At 64.7% G+C, this 12,964-nt stretch carries 9 protein-coding genes; 1 reads left to right on the plus strand and 8 read right to left on the minus strand.

Annotated elements, in window-relative coordinates:
• Positions 1-56 precede the first annotated feature (56 nt).
• The 7 genes from FHG66_RS08315 to FHG66_RS08345 all read right to left on the minus strand — a co-directional run bounded on the left by FHG66_RS08315 (position 57) and on the right by FHG66_RS08345 (position 9,979).
• Positions 57-3,161, minus strand: coding sequence for an efflux RND transporter permease subunit (locus FHG66_RS08315; protein ID WP_139076283.1), 3,105 nt, complete (start codon positions 3,159-3,161; stop codon positions 57-59).
• A gap of 1 nt (position 3,162) precedes the next feature.
• Complete coding sequence (locus tag FHG66_RS08320; protein ID WP_139076284.1) at positions 3,163-4,401, minus strand: efflux RND transporter periplasmic adaptor subunit; 1,239 nt, start codon at positions 4,399-4,401, stop codon at positions 3,163-3,165.
• Positions 4,402-4,518: 117 nt separating this feature from the next.
• Complete coding sequence (locus FHG66_RS08325) at positions 4,519-5,544, minus strand: ABC transporter ATP-binding protein (protein ID WP_139076285.1); 1,026 nt, start codon at positions 5,542-5,544, stop codon at positions 4,519-4,521.
• Positions 5,545-5,547: 3 nt separating this feature from the next.
• Positions 5,548-6,381 (minus strand): carbohydrate ABC transporter permease, encoded by an 834-nt coding sequence (locus FHG66_RS08330; protein WP_139076286.1) that lies wholly within the window; start codon positions 6,379-6,381, stop codon positions 5,548-5,550.
• Positions 6,381-7,361 (minus strand): carbohydrate ABC transporter permease, encoded by a 981-nt coding sequence (locus FHG66_RS08335; protein ID WP_139076287.1) that lies wholly within the window; start codon positions 7,359-7,361, stop codon positions 6,381-6,383. Before FHG66_RS08335 ends, FHG66_RS08330 begins: the two co-directional genes overlap by 1 nt.
• A 116-nt stretch (positions 7,362-7,477) precedes the next feature.
• The gene (locus FHG66_RS08340; protein ID WP_139076288.1) at positions 7,478-8,767 is read right to left on the minus strand and encodes an ABC transporter substrate-binding protein; all 1,290 of its coding nucleotides are present in this window, start codon (positions 8,765-8,767) and stop codon (positions 7,478-7,480) included.
• A 162-nt stretch (positions 8,768-8,929) separates the two neighbouring features.
• Entirely contained in the window at positions 8,930-9,979 is a 1,050-nt protein-coding gene (locus FHG66_RS08345; protein ID WP_176556168.1) for a LacI family DNA-binding transcriptional regulator, read from the minus strand.
• 92 nt (positions 9,980-10,071) lie between these two features.
• On the opposite strand from FHG66_RS08345, the gene FHG66_RS08350 reads away from it, so the two are divergent.
• Complete coding sequence (locus FHG66_RS08350; protein WP_139076358.1) at positions 10,072-11,652, plus strand: alpha-amylase family glycosyl hydrolase; 1,581 nt, start codon at positions 10,072-10,074, stop codon at positions 11,650-11,652.
• Between the two features lie 9 nt (positions 11,653-11,661).
• On the opposite strand, the gene FHG66_RS08355 is transcribed toward FHG66_RS08350, so the two are convergent.
• Positions 11,662-12,879: an MFS transporter gene (locus FHG66_RS08355; RefSeq protein ID WP_139076290.1), complete on the minus strand. Its 1,218-nt coding sequence runs from the start codon at positions 12,877-12,879 to the stop codon at positions 11,662-11,664.
• Between the last annotated feature and the right edge of the window lie 85 nt (positions 12,880-12,964).

Genomic DNA, 12,964 nt, shown 5'->3' on the forward strand with positions numbered 1-12,964 from the left:
GACGCTCCTCCCTTTCGCGGGCACCATGTCAGCCGCGCGCGAAGTCCGAAAGGGTCCTACTCGGCCGGTGCTCCGTGATCGGGCGGGGTCGGGAGCAGCCGGGCCACCCGTCGGCCTAGCCCGTCCACGAAGGTCAGCACCACGGGCACCACGACCAGGGTGAGCAGCGTGGACGAGATCAGGCCGCCGATCACCGCATGGGCCATCGGGGCGTTCTGCCCGCTGCCTTCGTGGATGTTGAGAGCCAGGGGCAGCATGCCGAAGATCATGGCCAGGGTCGTCATCACGATGGGCCGGAACCGGGTCTGCCCCGCCATCACCAGCGCGTCGTACAGATTGACCCCTTCACGCACCCTATGATTCGCATTGTCCACCAGCAGGATAGCGTTCTTCACCACCAGGCCCATGAGCATGATGAACCCGATAGCCGAGAAGATGTTGAGGGTGCTGCCTCCGATCAGGAGCCCGAGGAGCACGCCGATCAGGGCCAGCGGCAGCGACATCATGATCGCCAGCGGCTGTAGAAAGCTTCCGAACTGGGAGGCCAGCACCAGATAAATGAACACCACAGCGAGGATGAGCGCGGTCAGCGCCGAGGCACCCGACTCCTGCAGTTGCTCGGCGTCGCCGCCTTGGCTCACCCGGTAGCCGGGCGGCAGATCCAGCGCTTCGGTCGCCGCGGTGACCTCGGGCAGCACCTCGCCAAGCGTCACACCCGAAAGGTTCGCGGACACCGAGACCGTCCGAGACAGATCCTGCCGGTTGATCTCGGACGGCCCGACCGAGGGCGCGAGTACGGCCACCTGATCCAGCCGGATGAGCTGGCCCCCGCTGTTCGCGATGGGAAGGGCACCAAGGCTGTCCGCATCGGTGCGAGCCTCATCGGGCAGTTGCACGTTCAAGGCGTAGTTCCGTCCGTCCGGCGCCGTCCACTCACCGACATTCTGCCCACCGAGAAGTGTCGAAAGGGAGTCCCCCACCGCAGCGAGGCTCACGCCCAGATCGTTGGCCGCGTCTCGGTTGAGCCGGACGGCCAGGACAGGCTCGACTTCCTGAAGGCTGCTGGTGACATCGGCCAGACCTTCGATCTCCTCGAGCCGGGCCGATAGAACGTCCGCGAGGCGCTCCAGCTCGACGAAGCTGTCGCCAGACAAGGTCAACTCGACCGGAGCCTGAACGCCACCCAGACCACCCGCTGCTCCGATCGTGACCTCGATGCCGGGAATGACCGCCAACGCGTCCCGCACGGGTTCGGTCATGTCTTGCGGAGTCAATGCGCGCTCCTCGGCCGGGACCATGCTCACCTGGATCGTGGCTTGGGTCACGCCGTTGGCCGACGTGCCGGAATTGACGGTTGCGTAGGTGCGCGCCACCTCGGGGAATGCGGCCAGCACCGCGTCGGCTTGCCGGATCTTGGATGCCATGTGGTCGAGCGATGAACCAGGGGGGGTCTCGATCTCTACCTGGAACCGTCCGTCGTCCACGGCGGGGGCGAACTCCGCGCCGACCAGGGGCACCAGGGCGAAGCTGCCCACGAAAGTCAGCAGCGCCACGAGCAGAGTCGTGTAACGGTGGCGCAAGGTCAGCCGGATCAGCCTCCCGTACCCTCGGCCAAGCGCCTCGAAGGCGCGATCGAAACGGTCCACGAGCCGCCAGACCGGCCCCTTGGGAGTTTGCGGGTCCGCCGATGGATCATACCAGACCGATGACAGCATGGGGTCGAGCGTGAAGGCCACGAACAGCGAGATCAGCACCGCGACGGATACGGTGACGCCGAACTGCAGGAAGAACCGGCCGATGATCCCCTCCATGAACGCCACGGGAAGGAACACCGCGACGATGGAGAAGGTGGTCGCCAGAACGGCAAGCCCGATCTCGTCCGTGCCTTCCAGCGCCGCTTGCCGATGCGGCTTTCCCATGCGGAGGTGACGCACGATGTTCTCACGCACGACGATGGCATCGTCGATCAGCAACCCGATAGCGAGGCTGAGCGCCAGCAGCGTCATGATGTTCAGCGTGAAGCCCAGCGCGTAGATCACCGTCATGGTGCCTATGACCGAGATGGGCAGCGTGAGACCGGTGATGAGCGTCGAACGCCAGGAGTTCAGGAACAGGAAGACGATCACCGTGGCCAGGACCGCCCCTTCGATCAGCATGGACTGCACGCTCGAGTAGCTTTCCTCGACCTCCACGGCGTTGTCGCTGACGATATCGATGGACACGCCTTCGGGCATGTCGGTGGCGTTCATCTCCTCGACCGCCGCTCGGATCTGCCGGGCGACCTCGACCGTGTTGGCGCCCTGCTGCTTGACGACGTCGATCGCGAGGGCCTGCCCGCCGTCCAGGAGCGCCAGAGAGTTCGTGTTGCCAGAAGCGCTCTGCAAGGTGGCGACGTCGCCCAGCGTCACGGGCTGTCCTCCCTGCAGGCCGACGGTAAGGTCGAGGAAGTCCTCGGCCCTTTCGACGCGGCCTTCCACCGTAACGGTCTGCACGGTCCGACCGGTATCGATCTCACCGGCGGGTTCATCTTGGTTCTCGGCCGCAAGGGCGGCAGTGACCTGGCCTACGCCGATCCCAAAGGCGTTCATCCGGTCGGGGTCGAGCAAGATATCGATCTGGCGCGGGGTTCCCCCCACGACCGACGCACGACCGACGCCCTGGATCGCCAGGAGCCGCCGGGAGATCACGTCTTCGGCCAAGGATGTCAGGTCCCGCGCGTCGAGCGTTCCGCTCACCGCGAGCGACATGATCGGCTGTTCGGCCGGGTCGAAGCGCAGGATCTGCGGGTCCTCGGCTCCGTCAGGAAGGGCGGCGCTCACCGTCGCGACCTTGTCCCGCACATCCTGCGCGGCATCGGCCGACTGCACGCCCAGGTCGAAGAACATGACGATAATGGCCTGACCGGCCTGCGCCGTGGACTGCACCTCGTCGATCCCGGCGATGGTGCTGACCGACTCCTCGATCGGTTCGACCACGTCGGCCTCTACGGCCTCGGGGCTTGCGCCAGGATAGGACACTACGACCGCGACTACCGGGAAGTCGACATCAGGCAGCTGCTCGATCGGCAGGCGGGAAAAGCTGACCAGCCCGAACACCATGATCGCCACCATCACCATGGTGGCGAACACCGGCTGGCTCACGCTGATGCGGGTCAGGAACACGTCAGAAGTCCACGAGCTCGATAGCTTCCCCAGGCTCGAGGCCCTCCAGCGCCGTGGTCACGACCCGTTCGCCCCCCTCCAGCCCTTCGACTTGAAGCAACCCACCCGGCCACTCCTCGACCGGAGTCACGTCCCTTCGGGCCAGAGCCTCTCCTTCAACCAAGAGCACATGAGTGCCGCCCTCCTCGCGGACGGCAGCTACCGGAACGGCTACCGCGTCGAGGGCCTCGGCGGTGACGATCTGGCCGCTGCCGAACATTCCACCCAGGAGCACACCGTCGTCGTTCGCCACCTCGACAAAGACCGGGAGCGTCCGCGTTCCCTCCTGGGCGACCGGGGCGATCCGTGCCACGGTGCCTTGGAAGATCCGACCTTCGATCCCATCGACCCCGATCTCCACCGTCTGACCCACGCGCACCTGCGCGCCCGCACCGACAGGAGCGGAGGCCTGCATCTCCATCTGGCTCAGGTCCACGATCGTAAGCAACGGCGTCCCGGCTGCCACGACCGACCCTGGCTCCACAGAGCGCGACGCCACGATCCCAGAGAAGGGCGCTCGGACCGTCGCCCCCTCGAGCGCGAGTTCCGCCGCGCGGATCTGATCTTCCTGGGCCGCCACGTTCGCCCGCAACGCCTGCACGTTGGTCCGCAACTCGTTGACGGAGGTCTCGGCCGCGACCCCTCGCTCCACCAGTGCCTGCTGGCGCTGCAGTTGATCCTCGGCAAGGGCAAGCTGAGACCGGGTCGCTTCGGCGTTGCTGCGTGCCAGTTCCACCTCCAGCGTCAGGCGCTCCACGTCCAGTTGCACGAGGGTCTGCCCCTCGCTCACCGGATCGCCCGGACGGACCGCGACGCTCTCGACCCGCCCTCCGGTCTCGGCGGACAGGTCGGTACGGCGCGAGGGCTGGAACGTCCCGATCACCTTGACGGTCCGCCGAAGCGTCGAAGGCTCCACAAGAGTCCATTCATCACGGTTGATCTGGGTCGCGCGCGTCGTCTCCGACTCGGCAACGGGCTGAGCATCCCCTGCTGCCGTCGTGGTCTGGCTTTGACGCCACTGCCAGACGCCGAGGGCGACAGCCGCAAGAGCCACAACAAGAAGGACCCAAGGCCAGATCCGCCGCTTTTTGGGAAGACTCTGCCGAACACGCTCCGCCGCAGCCTGCTCGCGCCGTGACATGGCCCAGTCGGGCTTGGCCGGCGGCTCTGCCGCCCTCACGTCCGATAGGTCCTTGGCCATGTCCACCGCTCTGGTACGCGGTCAGACGGGACCGCCATTTCAAGGGTGGGAATGCCAATGCAAAGCGTCAAGGCCAACAGGACCTAGGGCGCTAAGAGGTGATGCCAGCGTGCGCTGTCATTCCGCCGCGAGTGGCGCCTGAACCGGGCGGCCGGACTCGTCGAAACGGTGCAGCAGTCCTGCCCGGGGCATGAGAGACACGGTCGATCCTTCCGGGATTGCCACCTTGCCGGGCTGGCGGACGATCACGGGCTCCTTGGCCCCGAGGTCCACGAACAGGTAATTGTCGCTCCCCAAATCCTCGGCGTGGATGACCGTGCCGGTCCACAGCCCCGCGCCTTGGGGCACGATGTCGATGTGCTCGGACCGGATGCCCAGCGTGGCGCAGCCATGCGGGGCAGCGAACTGCCCGTCCAGAAAGTTCATCTTGGGGCTGCCGATGAATCCGGCGACGAAGATCGAGTTCGGATGATCGTAAAGCTCGGTCGGCGTTCCCACCTGCTCCACGAGGCCGTCGCGGAGCACGCAGATGCGGTCCGCCAGTGTCATCGCCTCCACCTGATCGTGGGTTACGTAGATCATGGTGACGTCGCGCATCTCGTGATGCAGCTTCGCGATCTCGAGCCTGGTCTGCACTCGCAGAGCCGCATCGAGATTGGACAGCGGCTCATCGAACAGGAACACCCGGGGATCACGCACGATGGCGCGCCCGATCGCCACTCGCTGCCGCTGGCCGCCCGACAGTTGCTTGGGCAGCCGGTCCAGAAGGTGGTCGATCTGCAGCATGGAGGCTGCGCGGCGAACCCGGGCTTCCATCTCCGACTTGCTGGAGCCCCCGAGCTTCATCCCGAAGGCCATGTTGTCGTACACGGTCATGTGGGGGTACAAAGCGTAGCTCTGGAACACCATTGCTATCCCGCGCTTCGACGGCATGACGTTGTTCATCAACTCCCCGTCGAAATACATATCGCCGGTGCTGATGCTCTCGAGCCCCGAGATCAGGCGCAGCAGCGTGGATTTTCCGCAGCCCGACGGACCGACGAAGACCATGAACTCGCCACGCCGGATCTCGAGGTCGATTCCCTTGATGACCGTGACGGCCCCGTAGGTCTTGGTGACGTTGCGAAGCTGGATGTTGGCCATGGCTTACCCCTTGACGCCGCCGGCGGTCAGGCCCGCCACGATCTTACGCTGGAAGATGAGGACGAGGACGATCAGCGGCACCGTCACGAGAACGGATGCCGCCATGATCGGGCCCCACGGGATCTCCTGAACGGAGGCGCCGGACAGGAGGGCGATCGCGACCGGAACCGTTCGCCGCGATTCATCCACCGTGAAGGTGAGGGCGAACAGGAACTCGTTCCAAGCCCCAATGAACGCAAGGAGGCCCGTGGTGACAAGCGCCGGCCAGAGCAAAGGCAGGAAAACCCGCGAGATGATGATCCAGGGGCTCGCTCCATCCACGATGGCCGCTTCCTCAATCTCCACTGGCAGGTCGCGCATGAACGTGGTCAGCACCCAGACGGTGAAGGGCAGCGTGAAGATCGTGTAGCTCAGGATCAGGGACCACGGCGTGTTGTAGAGCCCCAGCCAGTTGATGAGTTCGAAAAGGCCCGACAGCACCGCGATCTGCGGGAACATGGACACCGCCAGAATCGTCATGAGCAGGAGCCCACGACCCCGGAACCGCACCCGCGCCAGAGCGTAGGAGGCCGTCACGGCAAGGAACAGGGCCGCGATCACCGTGACCGAGGCCACGAAGACCGAGTTCAGCACGCTCCGGCCAAAGGACCGCGCCGTCAGGACGCTCGTGTAGTTGCTGAGGTCGAACGACTGCGGCAGGTAATTCGGGATGAACAGCTGCGTGCCCGTCTCAAAGCTCGAAAGCACGGCGTAGTAGAACGGGAAGACGGCAACCAGGACGATCAGCGCCACCCCGATATAGAACATGACGTTCCAGAAGATGGATGAAGCGGTCATCAGCTGCGCTCCCCGCTCAAATCGACGCGGCCCAGCCAGATGTAGAGCACCACGAACACCGCGATAATGAGGAACAGCAGCGTCGACTGGGCCGACCCCTCGCCGTAGTCGCCGAACTGCTGAAGATTCAGGTAGCTCAGCACCGACATGGTGACCGTTCCTTCGGATCGGGGGGTCAGCACGTAGATCAGGTCAAAGATCCGAAGAGCGTCCAGAAGACGGAAGATCACCGCCACCATCAGAGCAGGTCGAAGCAGCGGGAGCGTCACGCGGAAGAAAACTTTGACCGGGTGAATGCCGTCGATCTTGGCGCTTTCGTACATGTCGCGCGGAATCATCTGCAAACCTGCGAGCATCAGCAGGGCCATGAACGGCGTCGTCTTCCAGATGTCCACGATCAGCACGGCGATCATGGCCGTGTCCGGCCGTGCCGTCCACGCGATCGGAGAGTCGATCAGGTTCAGCTGCAAGAGCAGATCGTTGATGATGCCGAACTGGTCGTTCAGCATCCATCCCCACATCCGGGCAGAGACGATCGTCGGGATCGCCCACGGGATCAGGATGGCCGCCCGGACAAAGCCGCGACCCTTGAATTCAGCGTTCAAGACCAATGCGACCAGAAGGCCGAGGACGGTCTCGAGCGTCACCGAGACGAAGGCGAAGCGAACCGTGTTCCAGACGGCGTTCCACCAGTCGGGATCCGCGAGGACGCCCCTCCAGCGAATGTCACCGTTGTCGCGAACGCGCCATGTCAGGTAGTTGTCGAAGCCGACCCATTCAGACTGCCCGTTGAAGATCGTGTTCGCCGTCGCGTCGGTGAACGAGAACATGATCGACCGGAACAGCGGCCAGGCGGCGACGAAGAACAGCATCAGAAGCATCGGCGCCAGGAACCAGAAGGCGGCGCGGGCGCGCTGCTGCTGGAGGCCCGTCTCCTGCCGCGCGGCACGTAGGCCGGGGGCCGTTACGGTAGTGGTCATGGTGACGGATCCTCCCTCGGGGGCGGGGCCGCTCGGACCTCCGTCTGCATCTCGGGACGGCCCGCAGCCCGGTCTGGTCCGGGCGGATCGCTCCGCCCGGGCCGAAGATCAGGAGATCACTCCTGAAGCAGATCCTCGAGGTCGGCCTCGAGATCCTCGAGCGCCGTCGCGGCGTCCTCCTCGCCCGAGATGACGCTGTGGACGGCCGTGAAGAACATCGTCGAGACTTCGTTGTAGTTCTGCTGGGTCGGGGCCGACGGCCGCGGCACGGCTGTCTGGAACACTTCCTGCCACCGGGCGAAATAGGGGTAGGCCTCCAGGATCTCCGGGTCCTCGTAGAGCGACTGGATGGTGGGCAGGTTACCTTCGTTCAAGGCGCGCTGCTTCTGGGCCTCGGCAGACCCCAGATAAAGCGCGAGGTCGATCGCAACCTCCTGGTTGGCGCTGTACTTGGACACAGCCATGTTCCAGCCGCCCAGCGTCGCTGCCGACTGCGCGCCTTCGCCGGAGCCGGCGGGGAGCGGCGCGACGTCGAACTTGCCGGCAACCGCCGAGTCAGCACCGTTGCTCAGGAAATAGGCATAAGGCCAGTTCCGCATGAACACCGCGTTTCCAGTCTGCCAGAGACCGCGCGACTCCTCCTCTTGGTAGGCGAGAACGCCTTCGGGGGATATGGTCCCGACCCAGCCGGCCGCCATGTCCAGCGCCGCAGCAGCCTGTTCGTTGTTCACGGAAATGGTCCCGTCGGGCTCGATGATCTGCCCGCCGCCATTCGACTTGATCCATTCGAGCGCATCGCAGGTCAGCCCCTCATAGGCATTGCCCTGCCAGACGAAGCCCCAGATCTCCGAGTTGCCCTCGGCACGTTCGGCGTCCTGGATGGTCTGCGCGGTCTGCTGAAGCTCCTCCCAAGTGGTCGGGACGGACGCGCCATGCTTCTCGAGCAGGTCGGTGCGATAATACAGGGCGGGCGCGTCCGTGAACATCGGGATCGCGATCAGCTGTCCTTCGACCGTCTGCGACTCGATGATCGAGGGGAAGTTCTGCTCGATCAGGCCGGCTTCCTGCGCGGCCGGCATGAGATCGACGAAATGCTCGGCCAGCTGTGGCGCCCAGATAACGTCGGTCTGGTAAAGGTCGATGTCCCCGTTCTGCGCCGCCAGCCAAAGCCGATACTGACCGAACTGGTCGGTGGTGGACGCGGGCATGGGCACGAGCACGGCGTCGTTGCCGGTCCGCTCCTCCCAGGGCTTGACCAAGGCGTCGAAGTTCGCGACCGCCGCGCCCACGGCGCCGGACACGATCGTGACCTCCACACCCTGCGCGAAAGCGCCCGATGCGCCCAATGCCGCGACAGCGGCCAAGGCGGACGACCGCAGAGCAATCGCCTTTGTCCTATGGATCATGGATGTCCTCCCGAATGCAGGCGGTAGTCCGCCCTCTTGTTCCCCCCGGACGCGGCTCACGACGTCATCCGAAACGCTTTGGACGATAACGATTGCGTGCTTTGCACGTCAACCATTTCGTGTTCATTCTAGTTCATTAACTTACGTCACCAGTTCTTTCCGTCAACGAACGAGAACTGCTGGGACGTCACGGCAGACTGAGACGGAACCACGTTCGTTAAACTCTACATGCCCAAGGAGCTGCAGCGCCGATAGCTGCGCTCCGTCGACCGCCGCAACCAGGATCCGGGCCAGATGAGGCCAACTTTCTGCCAGCGGCGAGCAGGTTGCAGTGAGCGGAGGATCCATGGCCTCGCTCTTGAGCCCGGGCAGCTGATCATCGTGCACCACTACGGACACACCCGCAGGAACGGAGAGACCGATCGCCTGCAACGCCTGGAGAAGACCCTTGGCAAGGCGCGTGTTTCCGCACACCACCGCAGTCGGGCGCGGTCCACCCTCTCCGAACAGGCTGACCCCTGCGAGAAGGCCCTGAGCCTCGCTCATGGGACCGAACCGGTGCAGATCACGTTCTTCCTCGATACCTGCCTCGGCCAAGGCCATGCGATAGCCTTGCCGCCTCGAGACGGCATAGGTCCTTGTCTTCGGCCCGTTCAGGAACGCGATCCGACGATGGCCGGCGGCGACGAGGTGGCCGGTCAGCTGCTGGGCCACGCTCCGATTGTCGATGTCGTAGTAAGGGTAATCCTCCGGGTCCTCGACCCGCCCGTGGATCACGAACGGAACCCCGGCCTGCCGGAGGAACGCCACGCGCCGGTCCCTGATCTCGGGCTCCAGCAAGACGAAGCCGTCGATGGCCCCGCCTCCGATCAGACGACGGTACACCTCCACGATGTCGTCCTGGGGATCGGCGATATGAAGGACGAACTGCCGACCCAGCCGCGCCAGCCTTTGTGAAAGGCCGCCGACGATCTGAACGAACATTCCGTCCTCGGGCTCCTGCGGAATGTCGGGCAGCACCAGACCGAGCATGCCGGATCGGCCCGTGGCCAGCCGGCGTGCCGATAGGTTTGGCTGGTAACCCAACTTCCGGGCGACCGCTTGGACGCGCTCGCGAGTTTCGGCAGATACATCGGCATGGTTGTTGAGCGCACGACTGACCTGCGTGACGGATAACCCGAGACGCTGGCTCAGATCTCTCAGCGTCGTCATGAACCCTCGCCGCCATCGCCAGAACATCTCAACCTTGCCAGTCCGAAGCGTTTCGGACAAGTCTGCCTCGAAAGATTTTGGAGATGGACATCATGGACGACTGGTGGCGTGGGTCGGTGACCTATCAGATCTATCCCCGAAGCTTTCAGGATTCGAACGGCGACGGTGTGGGCGATCTGGCGGGAATTACCAGACGCCTGCCCTTGATCGCCGACCTGGGAGTTGATGCGATCTGGCTGTCGCCTATCTGCCCCTCGCCCATGGTGGACATGGGTTACGACGTCAGCGACCATCGCGCCGTCGACCCGCTGTTCGGAACGATGGCCGACTTCGATGCCATGCTGGCCGAGGCGCATCGCCTGGGTCTCAGGGTTATCCTCGATCAGGTGCTGAATCACTGCTCGTCCGCGCATCCCCTGTTTCAGGAAAGCCGGCGAAGCCGGGACAATCCCAAGGCCGACTGGTTCGTGTGGTCGGACGCTCGCCCCGATGGGACACCGCCGAACAACTGGCAGTCCGTCTTTGGCGGCCCGGCCTGGGAGTGGGACGCCCGACGTTTCCAGTACTATCTGCACAACTTCATGGTGTCGCAGCCCGACCTCAACTTCCACAATCCCGACGTGCAGGACTGGGCACTCGGGACCCTCCGGTTCTGGCTCGATCGGGGCGTGGACGGTTTCCGCTTCGATACAGTGAACTTCTACTTTCATGACCGGTTGCTGCGCGACGATGCCGCCGACTTCCGGGTGAAGGACAGGCCGGCCTTCAAGACTTACGACATGCAGTACCACCTGTTTTCGAAGAACCAGCCCGAGAACCTGGCCTTCCTCGGGCGCATCCGGGGTCTCATGGACAGCTACGGCGCGACCGTCACGGTGGGAGAGGTCGGAGAGGCCCACCACCCCATCCAGATGATGGGCGAGTACACCTCGGGGAACCGCCTCCACATGGCCTATTCGTTCGAGATGATGGAGGATCGCTTCTCTGCAGCCTTCTTCCGAGCGACCCTTGAAAGCTTTCGCCAGCTCGCGCCGGAGGGCTGGCCGTGCTGGGCCTTTTCCAACCACGACGTGCCACGACATGCCAGCCGCTGGGCCCGGTTCGCTGCCGACCCGGACCGCTTCGCCAAGCTGTGCGCCATGCTTCTCCTGTCCTTCGAAGGGTCGGTCTGCCTTTACCAGGGAGAGGAGCTAGGCCAGACGCAGACTGATCTGACGTTGGAGGAGGTCATCGATCCGCAGGGGATCGCGTTCTGGCCCGAGGACAAGGGACGGGACGGGTGCCGCACGCCCATGGTCTGGGACGGGCTTCACCCGCAGGGTGACTTCACCGAGGGCCGGCCCTGGCTTCCGATCAAAGCTCCGCAGCGCCTGCACGCGATGGACGGGCAGGTGAACGACCCACAGTCGGTCCGCGCCACCTATAAGGCAATGCTGGACCTTCGCCGGCACGAACCGGCGCTGCGTACGGCCGGCACCGCGTTTCTTGACACGCCCGAGCCCATCCTTGCCTTCCGGCGTGGCGACTTGCTTTGCGCCTTCAATCTTTCGCCGCAAGGGGTGGAGGCAGACCTGCCGGGCGAAGGCGAAACGCTCTTGGCACAGGATGGTCAGTGGACCGACGGCCGCGTGCGGCTGGGGCCGAACGGCGCGATCGTGGCACGGGTCAGATAACGCTTGGCGTCAAAGACGACGGGTGCCGAACACGCCGCGCGGGAGGAAGATGGTCAGCAAACCCAGAGCCGGCAGCCAGGCGCAGACCTGATAGACGTACTCGATCCCCCTCGCATCGGCCAGCGCTCCGAGCCCTGCCGCAGCGATGCCCCCCATCCCGAAGGCCAGTCCGAAAAAGATCCCATTGATGAGACCCACCCGCCCCGGGACGAGTTCCTGGGCAAAGACGAGGATGGCTGGAAAGGCGGACGAGATGACCACGCCGATCACGGCAGTTAGCACGACAGATCCCCAAAGACTGGCAAAGGGCAGCGCCAACGTGAACGGCAGTACGCCGAGGATCGAGAACCAGATCACCGCCAGCGGGCCGAACCGGTCTCCCATCGGTCCGCCGATCAGGACGCCAGCCGCCATGGCCCCCAGGAAGACGAACAGCATGAGTTGGGATTGCTGGGCCGACAGGCCGAAGCGCTCGATGACGTAGAAGGTGTAGAACGACGACAGCGACGAGGTGTAGGCGTTCTTGGTGAACACGAGGATGCCGAGCACGATCAGAGCGCCCATCACGCGGCTGCGCGACAAGGACGCCACGCCCTGATCCCGCGTCGCCCTCGGTGGCGCGGGCGGGCGCTTTCTGTACCAGTCGGCCACCCGCCACAGGACGGTGATGCCCAGCATTGTCCCGAGGGTGAAGTACAGAAGGCTCGACCGCCCGAAGGGCGCGACGATGAATGCGGCCAGCAGCGGACCGGCCGCATGCCCCACGTTTCCTCCGACCTGGAAGACGCTTTGGGCCGTGCCGAAACGCCCGCCCGAGGCGGCCCGCGCAACGCGGGATGCCTCGGGGTGGAAGATGGCGGACCCCAGACCGATGAGCATCGCCCCCGACACCAGCACGGCATAGCTTGGCGCGAAGGCGAGCGTCACGATGCCAAGCAGCGTCGCACCCATTCCGAGCGGAAGCGCCAGAGGCAGGGGCCGCTTGTCGGTCACGACCCCCACGAGCGGCTGCAGAACCGATGCCGTCACCGTGAAGGCAAAGGTGAGGAAGCCGATCTGCGCATAGGAGAGCGCGAACTCTTCCTCGAGCAGTGGATAAATCGCCGACACCAGGGATTGCATGATGTCGTTGATGCAGTGGCAGAGGGCCACTCCGCCCAGAACGGCCCAGACCGTTCCCTGGGCGCCGGCGAATGATCCGCCCGCGCCCCGCGCCGTCGTCGTCATGGCTTCACCCCGCCCCAAAACCGGAGGAGGGCTACGCCCCTCGGTATTTGCATGCAAGGGGGAAGAGCGCTCTCGCCCTCCCCCC

The sequence above is a fragment of the Rubellimicrobium rubrum genome (genome assembly GCF_006152115.1).
Classification (GTDB): domain Bacteria; phylum Pseudomonadota; class Alphaproteobacteria; order Rhodobacterales; family Rhodobacteraceae; genus Rubellimicrobium; species Rubellimicrobium rubrum.

Coding starts and splice junctions, on each gene's coding strand:
- FHG66_RS08325 (WP_139076285.1), bottom strand. CDS start 5,544: ATGGCCAACATCCAGCTTCGCAACGTCACCAAGACCTACGGGGCCGTC.
- FHG66_RS08355 (WP_139076290.1), bottom strand. CDS start 12,879: ATGACGACGACGGCGCGGGGCGCGGGCGGATCATTCGCCGGCGCCCAG.
- FHG66_RS08335 (WP_139076287.1), bottom strand. CDS start 7,361: ATGACCACTACCGTAACGGCCCCCGGCCTACGTGCCGCGCGGCAGGAG.
- FHG66_RS08345 (WP_176556168.1), bottom strand. CDS start 9,979: ATGACGACGCTGAGAGATCTGAGCCAGCGTCTCGGGTTATCCGTCACG.
- FHG66_RS08350 (WP_139076358.1), top strand. CDS start 10,072: ATGGACGACTGGTGGCGTGGGTCGGTGACCTATCAGATCTATCCCCGA.
- FHG66_RS08340 (WP_139076288.1), bottom strand. CDS start 8,767: ATGATCCATAGGACAAAGGCGATTGCTCTGCGGTCGTCCGCCTTGGCC.
- FHG66_RS08330 (WP_139076286.1), bottom strand. CDS start 6,381: ATGACCGCTTCATCCATCTTCTGGAACGTCATGTTCTATATCGGGGTG.
- FHG66_RS08320 (WP_139076284.1), bottom strand. CDS start 4,401: ATGGCCAAGGACCTATCGGACGTGAGGGCGGCAGAGCCGCCGGCCAAG.